Source organism: Pseudomonas sp. G166, assembly GCF_037027455.2.
In the GTDB taxonomy this organism is placed as follows: domain Bacteria; phylum Pseudomonadota; class Gammaproteobacteria; order Pseudomonadales; family Pseudomonadaceae; genus Aquipseudomonas.
Window position 1 is genome coordinate 2,739,468 of record NZ_CP146985.1, and the last position, 25,016, is coordinate 2,764,483.

Annotated in this window: 22 protein-coding genes; 9 read left to right on the forward strand and 13 right to left on the reverse strand. The window is 59.9% G+C overall.

Going from position 1 to position 25,016, the window contains the following annotated elements; genetic code table 11:
- Window positions 1-13: 13 nt before the first annotated feature.
- From phnE to SGN16_RS12395, 4 genes are read right to left on the reverse strand one after another with little or no spacing between them, the layout of a single operon-like run.
- Window positions 14-781 carry a phosphonate ABC transporter, permease protein PhnE gene (gene phnE, locus SGN16_RS12380; protein WP_335944187.1) on the reverse strand — a complete coding sequence of 256 codons (768 nt, stop codon included), beginning with the start codon at window positions 779-781 and terminating at the stop codon, window positions 14-16.
- Window positions 778-1,605 carry an ABC transporter permease gene (locus SGN16_RS12385; RefSeq protein ID WP_335944188.1) on the reverse strand — a complete coding sequence of 276 codons (828 nt, stop codon included), beginning with the start codon at window positions 1,603-1,605 and terminating at the stop codon, window positions 778-780. Before SGN16_RS12385 ends, phnE begins: the two co-directional genes overlap by 4 nt.
- The gene (locus SGN16_RS12390; protein WP_335944189.1) at window positions 1,599-2,396 is read right to left on the reverse strand and encodes an ATP-binding cassette domain-containing protein; all 798 of its coding nucleotides are present in this window, start codon (window positions 2,394-2,396) and stop codon (window positions 1,599-1,601) included. The genes SGN16_RS12385 and SGN16_RS12390 overlap by 7 nt, the downstream gene beginning before the upstream one ends.
- Window positions 2,393-3,244 carry a putative selenate ABC transporter substrate-binding protein gene (locus SGN16_RS12395; RefSeq protein WP_210644398.1) on the reverse strand — a complete coding sequence of 284 codons (852 nt, stop codon included), beginning with the start codon at window positions 3,242-3,244 and terminating at the stop codon, window positions 2,393-2,395. Before SGN16_RS12395 ends, SGN16_RS12390 begins: the two co-directional genes overlap by 4 nt.
- A gap of 235 nt (window positions 3,245-3,479) precedes the next feature.
- Between SGN16_RS12395 and SGN16_RS12400 the strand changes: the two genes are divergently transcribed.
- Window positions 3,480-4,391: a hypothetical protein gene (locus SGN16_RS12400; protein ID WP_335944190.1), complete on the forward strand. Its 912-nt coding sequence runs from the start codon at window positions 3,480-3,482 to the stop codon at window positions 4,389-4,391.
- Window positions 4,392-4,613: 222 nt separating this feature from the next.
- Here SGN16_RS12400 and SGN16_RS12405 read toward each other — a convergent pair whose 3' ends face one another.
- On the reverse strand, window positions 4,614-5,423 hold the full coding sequence (locus SGN16_RS12405) for an AraC family transcriptional regulator (protein WP_335944291.1): 810 nt from the start codon (window positions 5,421-5,423) through the stop codon (window positions 4,614-4,616).
- Between the two features lie 93 nt (window positions 5,424-5,516).
- Here SGN16_RS12405 and SGN16_RS12410 point away from each other — a divergent pair, with 93 nt between their 5' ends.
- Together SGN16_RS12410 and SGN16_RS12415 are read left to right on the forward strand one after the other, a co-directional pair.
- Window positions 5,517-6,473 (forward strand): threonine dehydratase, encoded by a 957-nt coding sequence (locus SGN16_RS12410; protein ID WP_335944191.1) that lies wholly within the window; start codon window positions 5,517-5,519, stop codon window positions 6,471-6,473.
- Between the two features lie 262 nt (window positions 6,474-6,735).
- Window positions 6,736-9,090, forward strand: coding sequence for an EAL domain-containing protein (locus SGN16_RS12415; RefSeq protein ID WP_335944192.1), 2,355 nt, complete (start codon window positions 6,736-6,738; stop codon window positions 9,088-9,090).
- A 31-nt stretch (window positions 9,091-9,121) separates the two neighbouring features.
- Here SGN16_RS12415 and SGN16_RS12420 read toward each other — a convergent pair whose 3' ends face one another.
- From SGN16_RS12420 to SGN16_RS12450, 7 genes are all read right to left on the reverse strand, one after another.
- Entirely contained in the window at window positions 9,122-9,559 is a 438-nt protein-coding gene (locus tag SGN16_RS12420) for a phosphate ABC transporter substrate-binding protein (protein WP_335944193.1), read from the reverse strand.
- 11 nt (window positions 9,560-9,570) lie between these two features.
- Window positions 9,571-10,791 (reverse strand): hypothetical protein, encoded by a 1,221-nt coding sequence (locus SGN16_RS12425; RefSeq protein WP_335944194.1) that lies wholly within the window; start codon window positions 10,789-10,791, stop codon window positions 9,571-9,573.
- Window positions 10,792-10,955: 164 nt separating this feature from the next.
- Window positions 10,956-12,818: an ATP-binding protein gene (locus SGN16_RS12430; protein ID WP_335944195.1), complete on the reverse strand. Its 1,863-nt coding sequence runs from the start codon at window positions 12,816-12,818 to the stop codon at window positions 10,956-10,958.
- A gap of 189 nt (window positions 12,819-13,007) precedes the next feature.
- Window positions 13,008-13,742 (reverse strand): transporter substrate-binding domain-containing protein, encoded by a 735-nt coding sequence (locus SGN16_RS12435; RefSeq protein ID WP_210644412.1) that lies wholly within the window; start codon window positions 13,740-13,742, stop codon window positions 13,008-13,010.
- Between the two features lie 24 nt (window positions 13,743-13,766).
- The gene (locus SGN16_RS12440) at window positions 13,767-15,110 is read right to left on the reverse strand and encodes a diguanylate cyclase (protein ID WP_335944196.1); all 1,344 of its coding nucleotides are present in this window, start codon (window positions 15,108-15,110) and stop codon (window positions 13,767-13,769) included.
- 1 nt (window position 15,111) lies between these two features.
- Entirely contained in the window at window positions 15,112-15,870 is a 759-nt protein-coding gene (locus SGN16_RS12445) for a transporter substrate-binding domain-containing protein (protein WP_210644415.1), read from the reverse strand.
- Window positions 15,871-16,231: 361 nt separating this feature from the next.
- A complete protein-coding gene (locus tag SGN16_RS12450; protein ID WP_210644417.1) occupies window positions 16,232-16,975 on the reverse strand; it encodes a GntR family transcriptional regulator in 744 nt (247 codons plus the stop codon).
- 134 nt (window positions 16,976-17,109) lie between these two features.
- Between SGN16_RS12450 and SGN16_RS12455 the strand changes: the two genes are divergently transcribed.
- The 6 genes from SGN16_RS12455 to SGN16_RS12480 all read left to right on the forward strand — a co-directional run bounded on the left by SGN16_RS12455 (window position 17,110) and on the right by SGN16_RS12480 (window position 24,060).
- Entirely contained in the window at window positions 17,110-17,949 is an 840-nt protein-coding gene (locus tag SGN16_RS12455) for an ABC transporter ATP-binding protein (RefSeq protein ID WP_335944197.1), read from the forward strand.
- A complete protein-coding gene (locus tag SGN16_RS12460; RefSeq protein WP_335944198.1) occupies window positions 17,946-18,947 on the forward strand; it encodes an ABC transporter substrate-binding protein in 1,002 nt (333 codons plus the stop codon). Before SGN16_RS12455 ends, SGN16_RS12460 begins: the two co-directional genes overlap by 4 nt.
- Window positions 18,948-18,954: 7 nt before the next feature.
- Window positions 18,955-19,704 carry an ABC transporter permease gene (locus SGN16_RS12465; RefSeq protein WP_335944199.1) on the forward strand — a complete coding sequence of 250 codons (750 nt, stop codon included), beginning with the start codon at window positions 18,955-18,957 and terminating at the stop codon, window positions 19,702-19,704.
- A 52-nt stretch (window positions 19,705-19,756) separates the two neighbouring features.
- Window positions 19,757-22,126, forward strand: coding sequence for a hypothetical protein (locus SGN16_RS12470; RefSeq protein WP_335944200.1), 2,370 nt, complete (start codon window positions 19,757-19,759; stop codon window positions 22,124-22,126).
- An 85-nt stretch (window positions 22,127-22,211) separates the two neighbouring features.
- A complete protein-coding gene (locus SGN16_RS12475) occupies window positions 22,212-23,018 on the forward strand; it encodes a DeoR/GlpR family DNA-binding transcription regulator (RefSeq protein WP_335944201.1) in 807 nt (268 codons plus the stop codon).
- 115 nt (window positions 23,019-23,133) lie between these two features.
- Window positions 23,134-24,060, forward strand: a complete 927-nt coding sequence (locus SGN16_RS12480) for a Gfo/Idh/MocA family oxidoreductase (RefSeq protein WP_210644428.1) — start codon at window positions 23,134-23,136, stop codon at window positions 24,058-24,060.
- Between the two features lie 105 nt (window positions 24,061-24,165).
- Here the strand turns inward: SGN16_RS12480 and yghU are convergent, their stop codons facing one another.
- Window positions 24,166-25,005, reverse strand: a complete 840-nt coding sequence (gene yghU / locus SGN16_RS12485; protein WP_210644430.1) for a glutathione-dependent disulfide-bond oxidoreductase — start codon at window positions 25,003-25,005, stop codon at window positions 24,166-24,168.
- Between the last annotated feature and the right edge of the window lie 11 nt (window positions 25,006-25,016).

The following is a 25,016-nucleotide window of genomic DNA, read 5'->3' on the forward strand; positions in this document are numbered from 1 at the left end:
GGGCGCGACCACGTCAAGCCTGGACCCAACGCTGACGACTCCAGCTACTCAACGTATCGACCGCGAACACCAGTAACAGCATCGCCAGGATCACCGTGCTGCCCTGGGCTTCCTGGAACAGACTGAGGCTGACATAGAGCATTTGCCCCAGGCCTCCGGCGCCGACGAAGCCGAGCACGCTGGCCATGCGGATATTGTTTTCCCAGCGGTACAGGGTATAGGCCAGCAGTTGGGGCAACAGATTGGGCAGTGTGCCGTAACAGAATGCCACGACAGCATTGCCGCCCTGCAGGCGGATGGCGTTGGCCGGTTCCGCCGGGGTATTTTCCAGGGCTTCGGCGAACAGCCGACCGAGTACGCCAGTGGTGTGCAGGGCTAACGCCAGGGTGCCGGCATTGGGGCCGAGTCCTGCGGCAAGGACCATCAGCGCGGCCCACACCAGTTCCGGAACCGCGCGCAAGGCATTGAGCACCAGGCGCGAGGCGCTCTGGAACGGCCAGCCATAGCGCCCGGCTGCGGGCAATGCCAATAACAAGCCCAAGACTGCCGCCAGCAGCGTGCCGATGGCGGACATCGCAAGGGTTTCCACCGCCCCATGGCCAATTGCACGCAGGTGGCCCGGGCTCAGGTCCGGGCTAAGAAAGCGCTGGGCATAGGCGCCCATCCGGCTCAGGTTGCCACTGTCTCCCAGCTCCCCGAGGTCGATGCCCAGATAGGCGAACGAGGCGACGACCGCAGCGCCGATGCCCAGGACAATGAGCGCGTTGAACAGGCGATTCATGCCAGCCTCCAGCGCAGCAGGCGGCTGAGTTGATCGGCGAGCAGCACCAGGACGAGGAACGTCAGCAGCAGGCTGGCCACTTCACCTCCGGCGAACATGCGTAACGACAGGTCCATTTGCTGGCCCAGGCCACCGGCGCCGACGAAACCCATCACCACCGAAGCACGAATCGCGCACTCCCAGCGATACACCGTGTAGGACAACAGTTCCGCCGCGACATTGGGCAGGATCCCGTAGCAGAACGCCGCGAGCCGGCTGCCGCCCGCCTGCAGCAGCGCGTGGGCTGGGCGTTGGTCGACTGACTCGTAGATTTCCGCGTAGACCTTGCCCAACATGCCGCTGTAGGTAATGGCGATGGCCAGCACCCCGGCGGTCGGGCCGAGGCCGACGGCGCGCACGAAGAGCAAGGCCCAGACGATTTCCGGCACGCTGCGCAGGAAGATCAACAAGCCACGTACAGGCCAACGCAGCAGTTGGCCCCAATAGCTCGGTTGACCGGCATGGGAGGCCGCAGACAGCGACAGGGCACGGCTGGCCAGCAGGCTGGCGGGAACGGCCAGCAGCAGCGCCAGGGCCATACCGGCCGTGGCGATGGCCAGCGTTTGCAATGTGGCTTGCAGCAACAGCCCGATGAATTCCTCACCATGGGCTGGCGGCCAAAAGGCCGAGACAAAACGGCCCATCTCGCTCTGACTGTCACTGGCTGCCAGCACGCCGAGGTCCAATTCGCTGAAGCGAATGCCCGGCCACAGCAGGGCCAGCGCCAGCAAACCGAGCAGCAGGCGAGGACGGGCGGCGGGGTCTCGGGTATCGCGTGTCAGCATCGGGGAATCTGTACGCTCAAGGGCGGTGTCGGGATCGGCGTGGATTGCAATTGTTCATTGGCGTAGAGCTTGTCGAGCAGCGCACGGTCGACCGCTTCGGTTGGCAAGTCGAACAGGACCTGTCCATCGCGCAGGCCAATGATCCGCGAGAAATGCGCCAGGGCCAACTCCACCGCATGCAGGCTGGCGACCAGGGTGACGTTGTGCTCCCGGGCATGGCGGCAGAGCACCGACAGCGTGTGTTCGGCCAACACCGGGTCCATGGCTGATACCGGCTCGTCGGCCAGCAGCACCTCCGGCGCTTGATACAGCACGCGGGCGATGCCAACGCGTTGGAGCTGACCGCCGGACAGTTGCTGGCATTGCGCGAACAACTTGTCGCCCAGGTCAAGCCTGGCCAGTGCCGCACGAGCTCCCGGGATATCCAGTGGATGCAGCAGGTTCAGCAGGCTCTTGCCCATCCCCCACTGGCCCAGTTTGCCGGCCAGAACCGCAGTGACGACGCGCTGGCGCGGCGGCAGCGGGGGCGCTTGATGGATCAGGCCGATACGCGCGCGCAGACGTTGACGCTGGCGCGCCGACAGCTGCCAGGCCCGTTCGCCGAGCACCCGCATTTCACCGCTGCCCGGACGCAGAGCGGTGCCCAACACGTTGAGCAGGCTCGACTTACCCGCGCCGGACGGGCCGATGATGGCGACCTGTTCGTTGGCGCCGATGTGCAGGTCCACGTCACGCAGTGCCTGGACACCGTTGCCATGGACGAGGCTGACCTGGGTCAGGTGCAATGTCATTTGAGCAGTTCGGCGGCGCGTGCGGCTTCCTCGATGCCCTTGTAGTTCTCAGGCTTGGTTTCGATGAAGCGGCTGGCGGCCTGCAGGTCGAGGATTTCCTTGTCTTTCGGGTTCGCTGGATCGAGCGCCAGGAAGGCGGCCTTTATCTTGGCGGCCAGGGCGGGGTCGAGGGTGCCGCGCACCGTCCAGTTGTAGTCGAAGTAGGCCGGTGTGGTGGCAAACACCTTGACCTTGGAGGTGTCGACCTTGCCGGCGGCGACCAGTTTTTCCCAGACACTGGCATTCAGCACCCCGGCATCGACCTTGCCGGCCTGAACCCAGGCGACGGTGGCGTCATGGGCGCCCGAGTAGCCGACCCGGCTGAAGTAAGTTTCCGGCTTGATGCCGTCCTGGAGCATGAAATAACGCGGCATCAAACTGCCGGAAGTCGAAGACACCGAGCCGAATGCGAAGGTTTTGCCCTTGAGGTCGGCCAGGGACTTGACTGCGGGGTCGGCAGTGATGAATTTGCTGGTGAATTGGGCATCCTGTTCGCGCTGTACCAACGGGATGGCGTTACCGGTCTTCAGGCGTGCCTGCACGAAGGTGAAGCCACCCAGCCAGGCCATGTCGATCCGGTCGGTGGCCAGTGCTTCGACCACGGCCGGGTAGTCGCTCACGGGCACGAACTCGACTTTCATGCCGGTTTGCTGCTCCAGGTAAGCGCCAAGTGGCTTGAACTTGCGCAGCAGCTCGGTAGGGGCTTCATCGGGAATCGCGCTGACCTTGAGCGTGTCGGCGGCCTGCGTCAGCAGGGTGCAAAAAGACAGGGTCAAGCCTGCGGCCAGTGCCAGGGAACGCTTGAACATGGAAGATCTCCGGTACATTAACGCAAGAATGTTTGAGCGCCAGGCATGGGTTGATGGCAGGCGCTTTGTGAGGGTAGACGAAAGGAGCCCTCTCGACCGTTTTTGGCCGAGCCGTTGAATCTCTGTTAATCGTACCGGCGGGATCCTACAAGCCCACGCCTATGATGCAAGCAGTTCTTGATCCAAGCATGATCAACGATCCGATGAACGATGACTTCAAGAGCCTATTCGATCCATGAGTGATGACGTCTACACACAATTCATGCGCTTCAAGACCCCTGATCCCGAGATTGGCCCACGGGAACAGGCGCCGATGCTCGCTGAGGAGCAAGCCTGGGCGCGTGAGCGCGCCCTCATGCACCGCTTTGACTGGATCGAGGTGCTGGTTCCGCCGTTGTGCCTGGGGCCGGTGCTGCCGAGCCTCGCGTTCTTACTGAGCCTGTGGCTCTATCAAGCGCTAATTGCCCCGGGTTTGGATGTCGACCGGATCGTCGGTGACTCCCTTGGCTGGCTTGCGCTCGTGACGCTGCTGTTCATGGCGGCTTGGGCGCTGCGCAACTACGTGCGCGATACCCGCGACCCGACCAAACGCTACTGGCAGTCCATGCCGGATCGAGGACTGGTCGAGCTAGAACGCCATACCCTGATCTCTGGCACCAGCCTGTGGTCTTGCGACTATGACCCGGATTGCAACACCCTCATGCAATGGACCAACGGTAAGCTTGAGTGCGTACAGGACTCCGGCGTGTCGCAATGGCTCTTGGCCCAGACTGCCGCGGGCCACTGGCTCGTGCTCAAGGAGGGATATCCGGGCGACTTCACCTACGCACGGATCGGGAAAATGCCCCCGCTGGACAAGCAGATGCAACCCCGGCAGCACCTGACGATCGCCTTCGCCCCCGGCACCAACCTGCCGCTGGGGCGGCGTTTCGACGGTGCGCCGCTGCCGCTGATACAGACGCCGTATTGGGTGTCTGCCGATGAACTCAAGCGCCTTGTCGAAGTCGCTCATCACTGGACTTTTTTCCCACCGAACCGTTATGCCGTGGTCAATGACCAGGACGCCAGGTGGGTGCAATGGCTGGTGGACAGAGCCCAAGCCAGCGTCGGGCCCCGGCCGGAGCGACGCATTCCGACGGTGGTTTAATCTACCCGGAAACAGTGAGTGCTCAAGTACTTGCGTCGCCGCGCTCGCCCAAGTTATCCAGAAAAACCGTGAGTATGTCTGTGGATAACCGCGTTACAGCCCGGTGGCTGGAGCGTTTCAACAGATGATCAAAAAATAAACAGGCCGACGGTTGTTCAAGGGGCAGGACGGTTCAACAAACAATTTTGCATAAACCAGTCGATCACCGGGCCCTGCCAGATATCAACCTCTGCGCAACTGCCCCGGACTGACGCCAAGGCGTTGCTTGAAGACGGTCGCCATATGCGCCTGGGAATTAAAGCCACAGGTGTGGGCGATCTGCGCCAATCCGGCTGTCGAATCACGCATCAAGGCACGGGCTCTGGCCAGACGTCGATCGATCAGGTAGCTATGGGGGCTTTTGCCCGTCGCATGCTTGAAGGCGCGCATGAAATAGCCTTCGGACAATCCGAGCAATCCCGCCATCGCCGGCACACTCAGCGGGCCGTCGAGGCCAGCGTCAATGAACTCATCGAGCAGGCGCATGCGATTACCGGTGATAGAACCTGCGGGCGCGGGCGTCAACGCCAGGTTGTCCATCGTCCGCTCAGCCAGTCCGAGTGCCCAGGCCTCCCAGTCGTCTTCGATAGAGGCCCGCAACAGTGCCGCGCGCATTCGTCGGGCGAGGGCAATGGCCTGCTGATCGATGCGATTGTTGAAGGCCCGATCGCCTACCAATGGAAAACCGTCTGTACGCATGACCCGCAGGTACTCACCGCCCCCCGGTGATTCGGAGAACACGTCACACTCGGCCGGGACGAACGCCAGGCCATTGGGCATGGCCTCGAAGGGCTGCACGCGGTCGCTGCCAATGGCATGCAAGCCTCGCTGGCTGTCAAAGGCAAAGCCAATCGCTGCCTGGGTCGCGACATAGCGGGCGGCGTAGGCGCAGCCGGGTAACAATTCAATCGCCCATGGGCCTGCCTCGATACGACGGACCGGTTCGGATGGACGCGATGGCGGCAGGCGGTTTCGATGGATCATGAACACCATAGTAGAGAAGAGTGAGAGCAAAAGTCAGGTCAGTTTTCTGAAAGCCGCCGTCCGGTGCCCGTGTCTAGACTGGGCAAAACCTGGAGGTCACCCATGTACACACTGACTCGCGACGATCTTGAACAAGCTGCTCATCATGTCTACCAAGTCATGCCGGCAACCGCCCAATACGCCTGGCCGTTGCTGGCTGAACGGCTGGGTTGTACGGTGTGGGTCAAGCACGAAAACCACACCCCGACCGGTGCTTTCAAAGTGCGCGGTGGTATCACCTTCATGCACTGGCTCAAACGCACCCACCCAGGCGTCAAAGGCGTGGTCACCGCCACTCGTGGTAACCATGGCCAGAGCCTGGCGCTGTCGGCAACGGCACAGGGTTTGCGGGCATTGATCGTGGTGCCGGAGGGTAATTCCGTCGAAAAGAACAACGCCACGCGCGGCTTTGGCGGCGAGGTGGTTGAGTACGGCCGCGACTTCGATGAGGCCCGTGAGGAAGCTGTGCGCCTGGCGCAAGTGCATGGCCTCTACCTGGTGCCACCGTTCCATATTGAATTGGTCAAAGGCGTGGCCACTTATGCCTTTGAATTGTTCAAGGCCGCGCCGGACCTGGACACTGTCTACGTGCCGATTGGCTGTGGCTCGGGGATTTGTGCGGTGATCGCCGCCCGTGATGCCCTGGGTCTGAAAACCCAGGTGGTGGGTGTGGTGTCCACTGAGGCGATGGCGGCAAAGTTATCGTTTGAAACGGGAGAGCTGTGCGAAACCGCCTCGGCCAACACCTTTGCTGACGGCCTTGCCGTGCGTAGGCCAATTCCCGAAGCCTTCGCCATCTACGGGGCCGCCGCGACACGGATCGTGTCGGTCAGCGACCAGGAAATTACCGAAGCCATGCGCGTCTATTACACCGATACCCATAACCTTGCCGAAGGAGCGGGCGCGGCCGCTCTGGCTGCGCTCATGCAGGAACGTGAAGCGATGGCAGGGAAGAGGGTGGGGGTAATCCTGTCGGGTGGGAATGTCGATAGATCGGTGTATGCGAAAGTGATTGAGTGAATAAGGGCATGTCTTTGTGCTCAGCTCATTTTTTCAGCATCGACATTCAAGATGTCAGGCATTACGACGGCATCTTGCTCGACCTATAGATCCCGTTGACCTCGAGTAAGCCCCCGCACTGACAGACGCCGTTTGTAGTCTATAGTTTTCAGCAGACCCGGAATCCTTTCGTGTGGCCGATCAGGAGCAATTGACTCCGCGAGCCGTAACCGCATCGGATACCCGCAAGCCGTCAGCAGTGAAACGATGCAGGGAGCACATCATGCCGGTCCAACGGTCGAATATATTGGGATCGGCCCCTGATATTGCCAATGCTGAAAACCCCGTTTCCGCTACGGCCAATAGCCTGTTTCGGCGCGGGTTTGAGCAAGCCAAGGAAATCTACATTTTATTTCCGCTGCTGGCCGCTTTCCTGCTGCTGAGCATCTGGTTGGGCACCCTGTACCTGATCAAGGTCGAACAGGTTCGTGCGCAGCAAGACGCCGCCACGGCAAGCCTGGAAATCGGCGCCACGTACGAAGCGCAGATTCTACGGGCTGTGCGTGAGATCGATCAGACGCTCAAACTCGTCAAATACACCTACGAGTCCGAGGGCGAGACAAACCCGCTGCCCAAACTCAAGGCGCGGGCGTTATTGCCGCCCCCGTTTTTGTTTGATGTCAGCGTGGTTGATGCTGACGGCCGGGTCGTTGCGAGTACGCAGCCGAGCGAGGCAGGGACTAGGGTCGCTCAGGATGAGCCGAAAACGTTGCGGCGCGACAATGCATTGTCGATCAGTCGTCCTTGGAAAAGTCCGGTGACGGGGGAGTGGAAGCTGCGTTTCAGTCGCCCCCTCAATTCGACTGGTGGCGCGTTCTCCGGGGTTGCGATGGTTGAGGTCGATGCGGCCTATTTCGTCAGCAGCTACGATGCCTCGAAACTCGGCAACCAGGGCACCCTGGGGCTACTGGGGACTGACGGCATCTTCAGGGCCCGGCGCACCGGGGAGGCGGTACTGGCCGGTGATGCGGTCGATTACGCGGCAGTGGTACCGGATACTGAAAACACTGAAACGGTACTCTCGACCAATGAATGGGACGGTGTACGGCGCTACACCAGCGCCCGCCAACTCTACGACTATCCACTGGCAGTGATTGTCGGCTTGTCCGAGGAGGAACAACTGGCCGCGGTGACGCGGCAGGCGCATACCTATCTTTGGCGAGCGGCGGGCGGCAGTCTATTGCTGGCGTTGTTGGTCAGTTTGTTGAGCCGGATGAGCTGGCAGCTGGTACAAAGTCGTTTGCGGGCCGCCGAAGCGAAAATAGCCTACGCCGAACGTGTCGAGTATCTCGCTTATCACGACGGCCTGACGTCGCTGCCCAATCGCAGTCTGTTCAGCAAGATGTTGAGCCAGAGCATCAGCGAGGCAAGCCGTTATCATCGGCAACTGGCGGTTCTGTTCCTTGATCTGGACCGTTTCAAACAAATCAATGACACCCTGGGGCACGATGCCGGCGACAAACTGTTGCAAGAAGTCGCAGGGCGACTCAGGGCCTGTCTGCGCCACAGCGATACCGTCGCCCGATTAGGCGGCGACGAATTTGTGATATTGCTGCCAGAGCTGTCCGAGGACTCGTACGTGGCGATCACCGCGCAGAAAATCCTGTCCACCATTGCCCGGCCTTTTAACCTCCAGGACCATGAGTTCCGTGTGACCGCCAGTGTCGGCATCAGCCTCTTTCCGCGCGATGGCCTAGACGAGCAGACACTCAAGAAAAACGCCGATATCGCCATGTATCAGGCCAAGCAACAAGGCAAGAACAACTTCCAATTTTATTCCGAGAAGCTGAACGCGGGCTCTCTGGAGCGAATGACCCTGGAACTGAGCTTGCGCCATGCCCTGGAGCGCCAGGAGTTCGAGCTGCACTATCAGGCCAAGCGAGATATTCGCAGCGGCCAGATCACGGGCATGGAAGCGCTTTTGCGCTGGGATCACCCCGACCTGGGAATCGTCGCGCCAATGCAGTTCATTCCGATTGCCGAAGAGACCGGTTTGATCGTGCCGATCGGCAAATGGGTGCTCAAGACTGCCTGCCTGCAAAACGTTGCCTGGCAGCAACAGGGCCTGCCGCATTTGGGGGTGGCCGTGAACCTGACAGCACGTCAGTTTGCCGATGAGAATCTACTCACCGATCTCGCTGCGATACTGGCTGAAACCGGTATGGAGGCGAGTCTGCTGGAACTGGAGATTGCCGAAAGCCTACTCATGCAGGATGTCAAAAGAGCGTTGAGCGTGTTGACCGGGCTTAAACTCCTGAAAGTCCGGATCGCCATCGATGATTTCGGTATCGGTTATTCTTCGCTCACTGCGCTCAAGCAGTTTCCGCTCGACGCCATCAAGATTGACCGCTCATTTATCTGTGATGTCACCAGCGTCTCAGAAGACAAAGCCCTGACCGAGGCCATCATCGCGATGGGTCGAACCCTCAGCCTGACGGTGGTTGCCCAAGGCGTGGAAACCAAGGAGCAGGCCGATTTTCTCCGGGAAAATGCCTGTGACGAATTCCAGGGTTTTTACTTTAACCGGCCGGTACCCGCCGATCAGTTCAAAGTGTTGCTACAAGCACAGGCGCGATAGCCAAGGCCTCGACGGCTTGAGCACCGAGTACTCATTGCGGCTCGAGCGGTAGTGCCCTGACGCTGCCATCCACCTCGTTTGCCTCGATATAGCCAATGCTGTCGGGATTCTCCGCGATACGTTTCTTGACTTCGGCGCTATTTGAAACCGCCTGCGGAGGCTGCCCTCTACCGGTAAAGATTATTTTCGACCAGTGCGCTTTGAGCTGGGACGCAGACTTGCCAGTGAACGTTGAGTAGAACTCATCGCGGGTCGCCGAACTTTCAGTCTGATCAATCGGAACCGCCGGTCCACCGCTGGGAAAACGGCTGGTCTTGCCCAGGAATATATCCGCCACCTGATTGCGTGCGAGTGCTTTCACCGGGTTGGAAGTGGCCACGACCACGACTACATCGGCCTTGACGGGAGTGCAGGCCAAGCACACGACGAGCCCCACAACAGCGAACCCGCAGAGCCTCACAAACCACATGACCTGCTCCATCAGAAGACAAAATCGACGGCTAGACTGATCACACTGAACGAGCCACCCGACTCGAAGTCCGGCTGGGTATTGATTAGCGGACCGATAGAGTTGCCCTTAAAGCGGGTGTGATCGTACTGTAATTTTGCGTCCATGTTTTTGGTGAAATCCCAGCGCACGCCAAGGGAAAGCGTTTGCTGGCCTTCGTTCGATCCCAGGATGGTGTTGAGGGCATTGTTGAGGCCGATGGCGGGTAAAGTGGACGCCGTCAAACCCGTTGCGGAAGTATCGGACTCCGCCCTGGAGCGAGCGTAGGTGATGAAGGGGGTGAGCGCGTCAACTCGGTAGCCACCGCTGACATACCAGGCGCTTGTCCGGCCTATTGCTGAATGACTCCTGAGACGTCCCCACTCGCTCATTACGAACCAATCACCAGGATCATAGCTGGCGCCTATTCCAAAAAAACTAGCGGGCGTGCTGTTGGAGTCGTAACGATCGGCAATGGCATCACCTTCTGCGCCGAACGCCCTGAAGGCATCGAAAAATGAGTTGAATTGCTCCACGGTCAGTTCGGTTTGACTGTAGCTGAAGCGCGTGGTCAGGGCGCCGAACTCGGTGGTATTGGTAATGCCCCAAAGATCCCTCGCCGTGGCCTGGCCGGCGCCGTCGGGCTGTCGGCTGTCGTGCTGGCCGTAGTTACCCTGCACGGTATTGGTGATTTCATCGATATGGAATCTATAGCTGAGGTCTACACCGTCGCTGCTGGTGATGGGGATCAGGCTGTAGACTTCCATCGGCGGACGTACCCAGGGCAGCGTGTATCCCACTTTTCGGGTATCGGAGAGCAAAAAAACCGGTAATACGGTGCGACCGACGCGTGCACTGAAGTCTGGCGTGAACTGATATTTGATGTTGGCCCACTCGACGAAGGGCCTGTAGCTGTTGTCGTAACGCTGTTCCGAGATGACCTGCACCACGGCTGAGAGCTGGGGTGTGAACGTGGCGATCAGTTGGGCGCCGATCAGGCTGTCGACGTCGGCGCTCCAGTTGCGCGAGTGGCCTGCACCGTTGGGCTTGAAGATACTGGAGGTGAAGTCGGCTTTTTTCTCGCTGGAGTGGACGATCCCCACCGTGCCGAAACTGCTCAGCGAAAACATTGACGTGTCAGCTTCGGCGGCGCTGACGGCGCCGGCATACAGCGTCATTGCTGCCAAGCTCAGGGTGTTCAGTTTTGGCAGCATAGGCTTAATGCGACCTCACTGGAGAAGGCACCCTTGGGGGCAGGCACGAACCCACGACAGGGAGCTGTTCGGTATTGGCCAGTGGGGGATGAGGAGGGATCGCCATGCGTTTATTCCTTGTAACGTTGGCTGAAACTGCGCGATACCACGAATCGAAGCGTAGCCTAGATCGCCAGTTTGAGGGTAAAGATCGCCCCTTTTCCCGGCCCATCGCTATGCGCCTCCAGCGAGCCCCCCATCTCCATGGCTGCCAGCACGCAGCTGTGCAGACCAAACCCATGGCCGTCTTTGCGCGTGGTAAAACCATGGGCAAAAATCCGTGTCAGGTTCTCTGGCGCAATGCCTTCGCCGTTGTCGATCACCTTGATAGTCAAGGTCTTTCCTTGCTGGACTGCACTGTGAAGGGTGATCTGAGGATATCGATCCGGTCTGTCATCCATCGCACTGCTGGCATTTTTTATCAGGTTGACCAGGATTAGCAGCACCCGGTGTTTGTCCAGCTGTAGCAAGGGTGTTTCTGCATAGTCTCGGACCACGGTTATCTGGCGAGCGGCGATTATTCCAGCATTCATGCGCAGGGCGTCCTCGATCAGTTCCTTTATTTGTACGGCTTCGGCGATGCTGGAAGCGCCGGCATAGGATTGTTGGGCGGAGACGATTTCCTTGATGTGATCAACGCTCTTGCTCAGTTGTTCGAGCTCATCGGTCATGCTTTGTTGCTCGAGCGCAAGCGCGTCCACCAGTTGGTTCAGATAGCCTGGCAGGAGCTTGCCTTTCTCGTCGTGCGACATGAATTCACCCAGGTCATCGGCATGCTGGTTCATCAATTGCACCGCCTTGCCAAGCCCCAAGGCCTTGCTGGTACGCAGCTTGCGGGTGACGAGTTCTGCCGAGATGTTCACGCTATTGAGAACGTTGCCCACGTTGTGCAGTACGTTGGTGGCGATTTCTGCCATGCCGGCCTGGCGGGCTACAGCAGCGAGTTGAGCCTGGGTTTCGGCGGTGCGTAAACGACTTTGCGCCAGTTGCCAGCTCATCCGGGCGAGCACCCCCACCAACACCACCAGCAAGAGACTGCCGCCCGCCGCACGCCACAGATAGGTGTGCGCTTGTCGAGTCACCGCGGCCAGTTGCTCCTCCTCGGACAACCCGACAATCACCGCCAGCGGTAAATCGTAGAGTTGGCGGGCGCTGGTGTAACGCCGCACCCCGTCCCATCCATTGACCGCGAGGACCGCTTCGGTATTTTCCGTGTCTGGCACCACCACTGCGTAATCGACTGCATCGCCGGCCGATACCGTCTCTGCGCTGCGTCGTACCCGGAAGATGCCGTCGGTGCCCAGTAACCCGAGTACGCCCTGGTCGCCGAGTTTCGAGACGTCATAGCTGCTGACGAAATAGGCTGCATCGACCTCGACCCTGGCGATCCCGGAAAACCCGCCATCTGGCGCATCCAGCCGGCGACTGAAACGCAATCGCCATTCGCCTGTGCCGGGGCTTTTCCAAGGGCGACTGATCAGCAGTGAGTCGTTGCGCTGCAGTGCCTGCAGTTCATCCGGGTCGGGAATATTGGCCTGCTCGTGGCCCCGCGTGCTCGCCACGAGCCCTCCGGCAGAGTTGACCACGCTGACGTCAAACACCAGGGGCGGCGGTAACAATGCCCGCTCTTTGAGCCTGGGGAGGGGGTTGCGCTGACCTTCCTCTTCATAGGTGTATTTGACAAGCTTGAGGGTTTGATCGATTTCATGAACGGCGCGCAGCATTTGTGCTTCATACGTGGCGCCGATTTCCAGGCTTGCGGTTGCTGCGCTCTGTTGCGCGCGGGTATGTTCAACCTCGATCAGGTACAGCGTGGCTGTCCAGATCGCCAGTAACAGAAGAACGGCCAGCAGCGGGAATAGGATGTAGGCTTCCTTGGTCTGGTCGAAGCTGCGTCGAAGCAGGTTGGTCGTGGTACCGGAATTGGCGCCGGGGGAATTGGCGATGCCAGGGGCCGACCTCAATGTATTCGGCTGTTGGATCAGCATGATGTGCTCCCTGCATCGTTTCAATACTGAAGGCTTGCGGATATTCGACGCGGTAATGGCTCGAGGAGGTTGTCGCTCCTGATTGCTCGAGCAAAAGAGGGCCGGATCTGGAAGAACTATAGACTACAAACCGTGCCTGCCATTGCCTTGCTCGTCTTGGTGACGAGGAACTGCAGGGACGCCCCTTGCCTAACGCTTTTCACTCATGATCCGCGCCACTTCGCCCGAAGCCTTGAGCTGTTCGAAGGCCTGTCGGGCCCTGGCGACGACTTCGTCCGAAGTACTTAGGCTGAAGGCCAAGTTGACCCTATGGGGCTGCTCATCGAGCGAATAGACTTCTTCCAGGGAGGTGAAGTCCACACGGGCATCCTTGCTCATCAGCCGTGCAGTGTTCTCAGGCATGGGCAGCAGCTGGATCTGATGATTCAGCAGTTTCTGAAAGTTATCGTGGTTATCGACCGACACGACCAGTCGGGTAAACCCTTTTTGTTGCAGGAAAACCTGCTTGGCGTCATTACGCACCACACCTACGTCGTACTGCTTGGCCTCTTCAAGGTTGTGGATGACGATCGCCTCGCCTCCGCGCATTTTGTAGAACTTGGTTGTCACCCGGTGTATTTCGCCCACCCACTTGAATAGCTCTTCGCGGGCCGGAGTACGATCCAGTGGGAAAATCAGCACATTGGGTTCGTGCAAGGCCTTTTCGTAAGCCCGTGCCCACGGATACAGCGACATTCGGTAGTCAGTGAGTTCTGCGCGCTTGAGGGTTTCTTCGGCGATGCGAATGCCCGGTCCGACGAGTTGGCCATCACGGGCGTAAGCGTACAAAGAGTCTTCGGTCACGACTTCAATGGTCTCGGCGTGGCTTTTGACGCTGACCAAGGCCAGGAGCAAACATGAACAGAGCATCAGGCGATAGTGCATAAAGACCTCATTACGCGCGAAGGTTTAGATAACGACGCGATCGCGCCCTTGGTGTTTGGCCCGGTACAGGGCCTGGTCAGCGCGTTGCAACAGTTGATCGAAGTGATCCATGGTCTCGGGGTCCAGCTCGGCGACGCCGATGCTCAGGGTGACGAAGGGCGACACTGCCGAGCCGCTGTGGGGCAGTTCACGTTCGGCCAGGCTCTCACGCAGCCGCTGGGCAGCGTCATAAGCCTGCTTTGCGTCGATGTTCGGCAGCACCACGACGAACTCCTCGCCCCCCAGGCGAGCGGTCAGTTCACCAGAGCGCCCGAAAACGCTGCTCAGGGTTTCGGCGATCTGTTTCAAGCACAGGTCCCCCTGTATGTGGCCGTAGGTGTCGTTGTAGCTTTTGAAAGAGTCGACATCGCACATCAGCACCGCCAGTGGGGTCTTGTGGCGAATCGCACGGCGAAACTCGACTTCCTTGAGTTCATCGAAATAGCGACGGTTGGCCAGGCCGGTCAAGGCATCGTGACGTGAGAGGGCTTCGAGCGACTGGTTGGCCGCCTTGAGTTCGGCGGTGCGCGCCTCGACCAGCTCGGCCAGTTGATCGCGGCTGGCTGCAAGCGCCAGTTCATCCGAGTGCTGGCGCTCCAGGTGAGCGTGGAGATTGTCTTGAAGGGCATTGACTTGAAATTCCAGCAGGCTCAGCTCGTCTTGGCCGTGCACCGAGCGCTGCAGCTTGAGGTGCTGCTTGAGTGTTTGCGGAGCGAGTCCGCTCAGATGGCGGGCGATCTGCACCACGTGTACGGTCACCAGGCGGTTGAACATGGTCATGACCAGGCCGGCCAGCAACAACGATTGGATGACCTGGGTAATGACGATGCTGCGTGCTTCGTCCCAGAGACGCTCCCAAAGCAGATGATTGTCGCCTTCGATGGTCAGCTCGCCGACCTTTTCATTGGCACCGATGTAGGGTTGCGCGACGAGCTGGCGATGCAGCACCGGCGCCACCCCTGATGAGCCAACGGTGTATCGATTGAGTTCGATGATTTCAGGCGACTGACCAGGCCGCAGGATATTGAGCACCACGCGCCCCACCGGCGCGGCCGTCGCAACGCTGCTGAGCTGTTTGTCCAACGATTCACGGTCCATTTCCCAAATGGCGTGGGCCAAGGTGTTTTGGAACACTTGATCGATCAGGACAAGCTCCGAATTCATCTCCGTCAGGTTGTGCTCCCAAGCCATCCAGGTGCGCAAGGTGACCATGGCCAAGGTAAAGAGCAGGCAGAACAACAACGTGGCAAGCACCAGGCGGCGGCCCAGTGAGCTGAAGACCCTGGCCTTGGATTGTCGAAGGGGGGCCGCCCGGAAATGGCCGGTCATGTCACAACCACTTACGCACGATGGCGTCGTAGACACCATTGCGCCGGATAGCCTCCAGGCCAGCACGGAATTTCTCAACCGTTTGGGGCGGCGTCTTGCGGCTGAACGCCATGTTCAAGCCGTCCTCACTGCTCAGCTCGGGAAGCGGCAGTGACTGGATCAGCACTTTTTCCGGGTCCTCGCCGTTCTGACGGGTCAGGTACAGCGCGTTGAGCTCATTGGAAATCCAGAGCTCCACGTGATCGACCTTGAGCTTGCGATAGTTGTGCTCGTACTTGGTGCTCGACTGCAATTCTTCGCCGATGCGAAAACCCTTTGAGACCAGATATTGTTCGCCCACGTCCTGATTGACGGTGGCGATCTGATGACCATGGGCATCGGCCAGCGAGTTGAGTTTTACCGGACGGTCAGCCAACGAATACATGAACCATTTTGTGGGGCCGATCGTACCTATCCACTGGAAAAGCGACTCGCGTGCAGGTGTACGAACGATTGAATAAATCAATACGTTACTTTCATTGAGCGCCAACTCATAAGCGCGCGCCCAAGGCATGGGCTGGATGGACGCCTCGACGCCGACTTCCTTGAGTACGGCTTGGACCACTTCGGTGCTCATGCCTGTGACTTGCCCATTTTCCGTCATGTTATAGGGCGGCAGTTCCTCGGTAACGATGCGCAGGGCAGGCTCTGCCGCGCAGGCACCTGCAGCAAGGAACATCAGAACACCACCCATTAGTAGGCGATTAAGTGGCAAACCCATCGATCATTACCCTATGTAACCTGCAGAGCCCAGCGCGGACATGAGCCGTCGCTCATAGGGTTATCGGCTGGGCTGGCGCCTGCTTGAGTTTTGCCGGGCATGCTGGCTTTTGAGGTGCGGATGATTTTGCGAGTTTGCGGCGCGCGGGGAGAAAGGAGCGGGATTTTCGGTTCTGGCAACGGAATAGGGGAGGGGCTCAGGCTGGTCAAGCATCTTGGACCTTGTCGTGGCTCAGTGCTGTCGTCCCTGACAACCGTGAGCGGAGCAGGTCAGAACAGCTGAGTGAACAACCAATACAGACTCCCGGACAGCAGGATCGCAGCCGGAAGTGAAAGCTTTAGCCTCCCAGAGTGGGAAGGCATTAACTGACCGGGTTGGATTTGAAAACCCCGCTGAGGATGAAGGCATAGCGTTCCGGCCGGATAAAAAAGGTCGTGCGGTCGCAGCAGCGGCCGTCGGCAAAATAGGACGTGCGCTCCATCACCAGCAACGCGGCGCCGCGTTTGACATGCAGCGCGCTGGCCAGGATTTTGTCGGCCTCTTGCGCGCGGATGGCAAGGTCGGCTCGGGTGACCGCCATCCCCGTGATCGACTCGAGAATGGAGTAGATCGGTTGATGTTCGACATCTGCCCAAGTCACGTTCGCCAGCTCGGCCGGTAAATGGCTGCGCCCTAGCGCGATAGGCTCGCCATCGACGAAATGAAGCCGCTCCAGCAGCAGGCAATCTTGCGTTTCTGCAAATAAACCACGCAATGCATCTGGAACGGGCTGCAGGGTATGGCTGATCACCTGCATGCTCGGTTGCAGCCCTTGCAGCAACAACGCTTCGTGAAAGCTGCGCAACGCATCCAGGCCGTGGCGTACCTGCTTGGCGGCCACGAAAGTGCCCTTGCCTTGTTTGCGCTCTACGACGCCGTCATCGCTGAGCTTGCCCACCGCCAGGCGCACGGTGACGCGACTTACCCCAAAGCGTTTGCCCAACTCCGCTTCAGACGGCAGCTTGCCGCTGGGTTCGTAGTCGCCGCGTTGAATTTCCTCTAGCAACTGATGGGCAATCTGTTCGTAGAGCGAAGTGGTGCTGTCGCGAAGAATGGATGTGGACACTGTGAGCTTCCATGACCTTGAGTGGGGCAAGTCACCTTCACTTCTAAGGTTATAAAAATAGGTTATTGGGACTACTTGTATTAATACGTATTATGTCAGGCAATCCCATTGTAAACGACCTGACGACACTTGCCATGCTCAAAACCGTTCCCTACCCCCAGCAGCAAGCCGATGCACTGACGGTCGATGACATCAGCTTCAGTTACCCCAACGGGCACCGGGTTTTTTCCTCGTTCAGCCTGAGCGCCAAGCCCGGCGAGTTCGTCGCGATCCTTGGGCCATCGGGCTGCGGGAAAACCACCTTGCTGAATTTGTTGTCCGGTTTCGCGCAACCGCAAAGTGGCCGCATCACCATCAACCAGACCGCGGTACGGCCGGAGCGTTCGGAGTTGGGTTATGTGTTCCAGGCACCGCAATTGTTTCCCTGGTTGAGTGCCCTGGAGAACGTTCGTTTCGGTCTGCGCATGAGCGCGCAAGTCGACGAATCGCAGCAGCGCGCCCAGGCGCTGCAATACCTGCGCCTGGTCGGCCTGGAGAGCGCGGCGCAACGGCTGCCGCACCAGCTTTCCGGTGGTATGCAACAACGCGTGTCCCTGGCCAGGACCCTGGCCCTGGAGCCCAGCGTACTGCTGATGGACGAACCGTTCGCCGCGCTGGATGCCATCAGCCGTAACAGCATGAATGAAGAGACGTTGCGTATCTGGGCCGAGTTGGGCCAGACGGTGTTGTTCATTACCCATGACATTGATGAAGCGGTGTTCCTGGCGGATCGGGTCATTGTGCTCAACATCGCCCCGGGCGGTATCCACAGCGAACTGGAGATCCACCTGCCGCGTCCCCGCTCCAACTTGAAAACCCGTCGTCTACCGGCCTTTCTCGATTACCGCAATGAGCTGATGGAGCGCATTTCCCAGGTCATGGACGCGTCCCAAGCCACTGCTTACCTCACCCCACAACTCGAGCTGACAGCATGATCAAACGTTCTCTGCTTGCCTTTTCATTGTCAGTCGCCGCCTTGGCAGGCAGCGCATTCGCCGTGGCGGGCGAGGAGAAACCCCTGCGTGTGGGGTATGTCTTCGCCATGGCCAACGCGCCTGCGTTGATCGCTGACAAACAGGGTTACTACCGTGAGCAAGGCTTGAATGTCGACCTCAAGGCGTTGGGCGATGGCCCGGTGATCCAGCAGGCATTGGCCGCCGGTGAATTGGATGTGGCCTATGTCGGGACCCCGCCGGTATATCAATGGTTTTCCCGGGGGCTGCAAAGCCGGATCCTGGCGAAGGTCAATTACGGTCAGGCCGCGGTGATTGTCGACGCCAAAAGCCCGATCACACGCCTGGATGAACTCAAGGGGAAAAAGCTGGCCGGGGTCAAGAAGGGCAGTGGCATGGATGTGCTGTTGCGCGGTTATGTCCTGAAGGAAAAGGCCGGGCTCGATCCCGACAAGGACCTGGACATCATCGACATGCCACCCGGCAATATGAACGCTGCCCTGGAGCGCGGCATCGTCGACGCAGCGTTTTCCTGGGAGCCCTTCGTCAGCCAGTCGGTGTTGCGCGGTTCGAGCCGGATCCTGCTGGACGTGAACCAGGCGCTGCCCAATTACCCGTGGTACGTGGTGATCGCCTTGCCGAAGACCTTGCAGGAACGCCCGGACGACGTGGTGAAGCTGCTGCGTGCCCATCGCAAGGCCATCGCCTTCCTCAACGAGCATCCCGTCGAATCGAACCGGCTGATCGCTGAGGCGTTCAAGCTTGAGGCGGTGCAGGGCACCGACGGCAAGACTATCGCACCAGAAGCCATCATTGCCCAGGCACGCAACCGGTTGGGCTGGTCGGCGGACTTGCAGGCGGCGGATATCCAGTTCATCCAGCGCCTGATGAATGACTCCCATGACTTGGGTTTTATCGATACCACGCTCAAGACCGAACAGATCGTGGACACCTCCTACCTGGAACAAGCCTCGCGCTGAGTCTGTCATGTCCTTGCCAAAACCGAATTGGGGATGGGCGTCGCTGCCATTCCTGCTGTTGATCTGGATGGCCCTGGCCAGCCGTTTTCCCACTTACATCCTGCCGCAGCCCTGGGACGTTGCTCGCGAGGCTGTGCGCTGGCTGGGCGACCGTTCGCTGTGGCAGCACCTGCGGGCCAGCGTCCTGGAGGAGGTTGGCGGTTTCTGCGCGGCAGTGATCGTTGCAGTTCTGCTGGGTACTGCCGGTGGCCTGTCCTCGCGGTTTCGCGACTTTATCTCGCCGCTCAACAGCCTGTTCATGGCCATCCCGCCCATCGCCTGGGCGCCGCTGATCATGATCATTTTCGGCCTGGGCTATGTCTCCATCGTGCTGGTGATTTTCATTGCCGCGATGTTCCCCATGGCGGTGACCATTCAAGAGGGTGTGCAGAGTATCCGCGGCGGTGAAGTTCGTGCGGCACGCACCCTGGGTGCCAGTTCGTGGCAACTGCTGGCCCATGTCTACCTGCCGGCTTCATTGCCTTTCGTGACGGCGGCCTTGCGCATCGGTTTCAGCCAGGGCTGGAGGGCACTGGTCGCGGCGGAAATGATCGGTGCGTCCCAGGGCATCGGCTGGATGGTCTCCACGGGCGGGCAGGTCGGCAACATCAGCCAGGTGCTGCTGGGCATTGTCGTGATTGGCCTGATTGCCTGGCTGATGGAGAGCTTCGTATTCCGGCGCATCGAGCGCCACTACCAGAAATGGCGCGTGCAATAAGCATCGCCCCACGTATTCGAACCCTTCAGTGGACCACTGCACGAGGTGTCATGTGAGTAACGTTTTCGATCCCCGCGAAGCCGGGCATTACATCGCCCCACAAGGCCTGTACGAGCGCAACAAAAAACGTCCATTCCTGGGCAGCATCCACTGCGACCGTGACACCCTGGTCGCCGGTCAGTGGGATGAAATCACCCTGGTCTACGAGGTTGGTGGCAGCGGCCTGGCGGATGGCGCCTGGCTCAAACTGGCCTTCAAGTTCTACTCCGACTGGGCCTTGTTCCAGACCTCCAATCCGGCCGGACCCAACTATGTCAGCGCGGAATATCAAGCTGGGGAGTTGGTCCCCGGTCAGAGCCAGGCCACCGTGCAACACCTGAAAGTGCGCTTCGACCAGAAAGGCCATGAACGGCCGTTTCAGAAAGCGATCATCATCGACATCATCGACGGCTACCTGAACCCCGGGGACAAAATCACTATTCGTTTGGGCGATCGTCGTCAGGGCGGGGCGGGGACGCGGGTGCAGAGTTTCGTCGAGAAGGACTTCCGTTTCCGCCTGTTCATCGACCCGTTGGGCAGCTCCAAATTTGCCGAGGTGCCGGGTGATCCATTGCTCGACATCGTGCCGGGCCCGGCCCAGAGCGTGCAGTTGATCGCGCCGCGACTGATCAGCGCCGGTGAGCCGTTCGATGTGCTGCTCAGGGCGGATGATGCCTGGGGCAATACCTGTCGCAACTTGCCGCTCAACGGTGTTCTGACCTTCGTTGACCCTGAAGGCCGCGAGCGACAACAGCCATTCACGTTGGCGACTGAAGGTTGGGCGACCGCGCGAATAGAGGCGGTCGATCTCGCGGCGCAGGGGGAGTGGCGCTTGTCCGCCGAGGTACAGGCGACCTCGGTACGTGGCGCTCAGGCGTTTATCACGGTTGACCCGGCCGGTACAGCGCTGCGTCCGCTCTATGCCGACCTGCATGTACACTCCGATGACACCGTGGGCACCAACGACACCTTGTACAACCTCAGCTATGGTCGCGACGTGGCCGGGCTCGATGTGCTCGGCTACACCGCCAACGACTTCAACATCACTGAGCAACGCTGGGACCAGGCGGTCAAGCTGATCCACGAACTCAATGAACCGGGCCGATTCGTGTGCTATCCCGGCACCGAGTGGTGCGGTAATTCCTGCGCGGGAGGGGACCGTAACGTGGTGTTCCTGCATGACCGAAAACCCGAGTTCCCCTTCGACAATCAGGGGCGACTGGTGCGCTCCTTCGAATGGAACGAGTTCACCGCCGGTACTATCAAGCCGGGCGCGTGGCCGGTGGACGAGTTGTACGCCGCCTATGCCAAGGACCCCGAAGGCCATCTGATGATGCCCCATGTCGGCGGACGCCGTTGCAACCTCGACTGGCATCATCCTGAGCTTGAACGGCTGATCGAAGTAGGCTCGGCCTGGGGCCAATTCCACTGGGTCTATGCCGAAGCGCTGCAGCGTGGCTATCGAGTGGGAGCTGCCGCGAATAGCGATGAACACCAGGGCCGTTGCGGTGGCGGTGTTCCAGCCACGGCGGTGTTCGGCTCGCGCGGCGGGTTGACCGGTGTAGTCGCCGAGGCCTTCGATCGAGCCAGTGTCGGCAAGGCCCTCCGCGCCCGCCGCACCTTTGCCACGACGGGTGAACGTTCGTTTGCCAGCCTGCGCCAGGGCAAGCATTTCATGGGTGAAGTCTTCACCACCGATTCGAATGCCACGCTGGACTATCGACTGCTCGGAGAGGCAGGTTGGGAACAGGTCGATCTGTTCGATGGCGACAAATTGATCTGGTCGCGCAACCTGCACCAGGAACTGGGGTTTTCCGCGCAACGCATTCGCCTGCGCCTGGGCGGTGCCCGGATCAAGGACCGCTATCGAGGCGCCTACTGGACCGGCGAGATCCGCATCACCGGGGCGGTCATCAACGGCTTTCGCGCCTTGGGCCTCGATCATCCCGAGCAAACCGTCTGGCGCAAGGACGCCACGACGCTGGCCTTTCGCACCGACACCAACGGCGATACCGACAGCATCGAAATAGAACTGTCGCAACTGGTTGGCGCCACGCTGCAGGTCCACAGCCGGATCGATAATTACGTCAAGGTCGGCGACCCGTCTGAACCGCAGCCCTACGTACATGCGCCGAAGGTGCTGATGGAGCTGTCCGGTGAAGAGTTGCTGGCGCAATCGCAAGTCATCGAAGAGCTACCGGGCGCCGAATTGAAAGTCTCCCTGGAAAGGACCACCGCTGCAGCGCTGCCTCGTGAGCTACGAGGGAACATTGAACTGGCCCGGTTGAACCTGGAGCCGGGCCGTGAACATCCACTGTTCATCTGTGCCCGTCAGCGGGATCAATCCCGGGTCTGGACATCGGCGCTGTTCCTGACGTTGTAAACGTTGGGTTTGACGCCCCGTTGGATAGACGGCATATTTGCTCGATTGTGAGCATTTATGCTCGTTTATGTAGGTGGTTGATCCCATGAATTCACCCCACGAAGTATTTCCCGGCGAACGCCAGCAATTGATCCGCCAGCGCCTTGTCCGGTACGGTCGAGTGATTGCGGCTGATCTGGCCAGCGAATTCAAGGTTTCAGAACACTCGATACGCCGGGATCTGGGCGCATTGGCAGCGGCGGGGTTGTGCAAGCGTGTCTATGGCGGCGCCATACTGTTGCCCGGCGTCGGAGGGTCACTGGAGGTTCGAGTACAGCAAGACACCGCACGCAAGCACAGTCTTGGCCAAGCGGCGGCATCGTTGCTGAGGGCAGGCCAGCATGTTTTCATCGATGCCGGATCGACCAACCTGGCCATCGCCAGTGCCATTGACCCGCAACTTGAATTGACCCTCACGACCAACTCGCCATTGATTGCCGTGCAACTGATGAAGTTGCCCCGTGCCGAGGTCATCGTGTTGGGCGGTCGCTTGAACCCGGTGGCTGGAGGTTCGATCGGGCTGACGGCGGTACAGCAATTGCGCCAGTTCAGTTTTGACCTTTGCTTTCTGGGTGCCTGTGCCATCGATCCGGACAACGGTGTTACGGCGTTCGGTCTGGACGATGCTGAATTCAAGCGCGCAGTGGTCGCCGCCAGCGGTCAGGTGGTGACGGCCGTGACCAACAGAAAACTGTCCAGCGTTGCTCACTATCAGGTGGCGTCCTGTGAAGACGTCGCCGCCTTGGTGGTGGAGCACGACGCGCCGCGTGAGCGCCTGGAACCCTTTTTCGGCAGGGTTTCCAGCATCGTGACGGCGACCTGCGAACAGCGACGCGGCCAAGAGCAGGGATGAGATGCTGGCCGTCGCGCGCCAGACAATCAAACGTACGCTGGGCGAGCCCATTGTCTGGCTCGCAGTTTGCGTCTAGTTTGCTGCCCCATCATAAGTACAAAAACAGGAGTCATCGATGCAACCGATTCGTCTCGGTCTGGTGGGCTACGGCAAGATTGCCCAGGATCAACACCTTCCCGCAATCCTCGCCAACCCCGCGTTCCAGTTGCTCGCTGTCGCTACGCAAGGGAAACCCTGCGCCGGCGTGGAGAACTTCCAGTCCCTGGGCGAGCTGCTCGAAAAGGGCCCGCAGGTCGATGCGATTGCGTTCTGCACACCGCCGCAAGGTCGATTCGCATTGGTGCAACAAGCGTTGACCGCTGGTAAACATGTCCTGGTCGAAAAGCCGCCATGCGCCACGCTGGGTGAAGCGATGGTGTTGGTCGAGCAGATACAGGCGCAAGGCGTCAGCGGTCTGTTCGCCTGGCATTCGCGTTACGCGCCCGGCATCCAGGCGGCCCGTGACTGGCTGGCCAGCCGTACCCTGCAAAGCGTGAAAATCGACTGGAAGGAAGACGTGCGCAAGTGGCACCCGGGCCAGGCGTGGATCTGGCAACCCGGAGGCCTGGGCGTTTTCGATCCGGGCATCAATGCCTTGTCAATTGTGACCCACCTGCTGCCACTGCCGCTGTTCGTCGAATCGGCCGAACTGCGCGTCCCGAGCAACTGCCAGTCGCCTATCGCTGCAGGCATCAACATGTCTGATACGCGTCACCTCGAGGTCCACGCCGAGTTCGATTTCGACCATGGTCATGATGAACTCTGGAGCATCGAGATCCGCTGTGCCGAAGGTCTCTTGCGACTGGACAACGGCGGTGCCCTGTTGAGTATCGATGGCGTGCGCCAGACCGTTTCGCAGGAGGGCGAGTACGCAGCGGTGTATCGGCATTTTCAACAGCTGATCGCTGACAAGGCCAGCGACGTGGACCTGCAGCCGCTGCGACTGGTCGCGGACAGCTTTTTTGTCGGCAGCCGCGCCTCGGCAGAACCGTTCTACGATTAGCCGCTGTCGGGGGTAGCAGCAGCGGGCCAGTCGATCCATGCGTCGACTGGCTGCGCTTGCGCTTGATCCTATCCGGTGCTGAGCACGAAAGCGGGCAGGTGCCTTTCAGCCCAGATCCTCAGCCTGATGCCGCTCCGGCACTTGGCTCGCTTCATCGCCCCACGTCCGGTTGACGCGTTGCCCACGGATGACCGCCGGCCGCTTGGCGATTTCTTCCGCCCAGCGCTGCACATGGGTGTATTCGTGGGCAGCGAGAAACTCGGCGGCCGAGTACACGTTGTTGCGCACTAGTTGGCCATACCAGGGCCAGACCGCGATATCGGCGATGGAGTAGTGCTCGCCCGCCAGGTATTGGCTTTCGCTCAGGCGGCGATCCAGGACATCCAGTTGGCGCTTGGCCTCCATGGTGAAGCGATTGATGGGGTACTCAAGCTTCTCCGGTGCGTAGGCATAGAAATGCCCGAAGCCACCACCCAGGTAGGGAGCTGCACCCATTTGCCAGAACAGCCAGTTCAGGGTTTCGGTGCGCCCGGCCAGGTCAGTGGGCAGGAAGGCGCCGAATTTCTCTGCCAGGTAAAGCAGGATCGAACCGGACTCGAAGACGCGGATGGGCGGCTCCACACTGCGGTCCTGCAAGGCCGGGATTTTTGAGTTTGGATTGATCTCGACAAAACCGCTGGAGAACTGGTCGCCCTCGCTGATGCGAATCAGCCACGCGTCGTATTCCGCGCCTGCATGCCCGAGGGCCAGCAATTCCTCAAGCAGGATGGTCACTTTTACGCCATTGGGTGTCGCCAGCGAGTAGAGCTGCAACGGGTGTTTGCCGATCGGCAGTTTCTTTTCGTGGGTCGGCCCGGCAATCGGGCGGTTGATACTGGCGAACTGACCGCCAGACGGAGCCTCATTTTTCCAGACCTTGGGAGGAATATAGGGCGCTTGACTCATGGAACGTACCT

Bases quoted from the DNA above. Each gene is read 5' to 3' on its own strand.
- SGN16_RS12405 (WP_335944291.1), bottom strand. From the start codon at position 5,423: ATGGTGTTCATGATCCATCGAAACCGCCTGCCGCCATCGCGTCCATCC.
- SGN16_RS12425 (WP_335944194.1), bottom strand. From the start codon at position 10,791: ATGCTGCCAAAACTGAACACCCTGAGCTTGGCAGCAATGACGCTGTAT.
- SGN16_RS12455 (WP_335944197.1), top strand. From the start codon at position 17,110: ATGCTCAAAACCGTTCCCTACCCCCAGCAGCAAGCCGATGCACTGACG.
- SGN16_RS12460 (WP_335944198.1), top strand. From the start codon at position 17,946: ATGATCAAACGTTCTCTGCTTGCCTTTTCATTGTCAGTCGCCGCCTTG.
- SGN16_RS12475 (WP_335944201.1), top strand. From the start codon at position 22,212: ATGAATTCACCCCACGAAGTATTTCCCGGCGAACGCCAGCAATTGATC.
- yghU (WP_210644430.1), bottom strand. From the start codon at position 25,005: ATGAGTCAAGCGCCCTATATTCCTCCCAAGGTCTGGAAAAATGAGGCT.
- SGN16_RS12420 (WP_335944193.1), bottom strand. From the start codon at position 9,559: ATGTGGTTTGTGAGGCTCTGCGGGTTCGCTGTTGTGGGGCTCGTCGTG.
- SGN16_RS12415 (WP_335944192.1), top strand. From the start codon at position 6,736: ATGCCGGTCCAACGGTCGAATATATTGGGATCGGCCCCTGATATTGCC.
- SGN16_RS12400 (WP_335944190.1), top strand. From the start codon at position 3,480: ATGAGTGATGACGTCTACACACAATTCATGCGCTTCAAGACCCCTGAT.
- SGN16_RS12430 (WP_335944195.1), bottom strand. From the start codon at position 12,818: ATGCTGATCCAACAGCCGAATACATTGAGGTCGGCCCCTGGCATCGCC.
- SGN16_RS12395 (WP_210644398.1), bottom strand. From the start codon at position 3,244: ATGTTCAAGCGTTCCCTGGCACTGGCCGCAGGCTTGACCCTGTCTTTT.
- SGN16_RS12385 (WP_335944188.1), bottom strand. From the start codon at position 1,605: ATGCTGACACGCGATACCCGAGACCCCGCCGCCCGTCCTCGCCTGCTG.
- SGN16_RS12390 (WP_335944189.1), bottom strand. From the start codon at position 2,396: ATGACATTGCACCTGACCCAGGTCAGCCTCGTCCATGGCAACGGTGTC.
- SGN16_RS12410 (WP_335944191.1), top strand. From the start codon at position 5,517: ATGTACACACTGACTCGCGACGATCTTGAACAAGCTGCTCATCATGTC.
- SGN16_RS12465 (WP_335944199.1), top strand. From the start codon at position 18,955: ATGTCCTTGCCAAAACCGAATTGGGGATGGGCGTCGCTGCCATTCCTG.
- SGN16_RS12440 (WP_335944196.1), bottom strand. From the start codon at position 15,110: ATGACCGGCCATTTCCGGGCGGCCCCCCTTCGACAATCCAAGGCCAGG.
- phnE (WP_335944187.1), bottom strand. From the start codon at position 781: ATGAATCGCCTGTTCAACGCGCTCATTGTCCTGGGCATCGGCGCTGCG.
- SGN16_RS12435 (WP_210644412.1), bottom strand. From the start codon at position 13,742: ATGCACTATCGCCTGATGCTCTGTTCATGTTTGCTCCTGGCCTTGGTC.
- SGN16_RS12480 (WP_210644428.1), top strand. From the start codon at position 23,134: ATGCAACCGATTCGTCTCGGTCTGGTGGGCTACGGCAAGATTGCCCAG.
- SGN16_RS12445 (WP_210644415.1), bottom strand. From the start codon at position 15,870: ATGGGTTTGCCACTTAATCGCCTACTAATGGGTGGTGTTCTGATGTTC.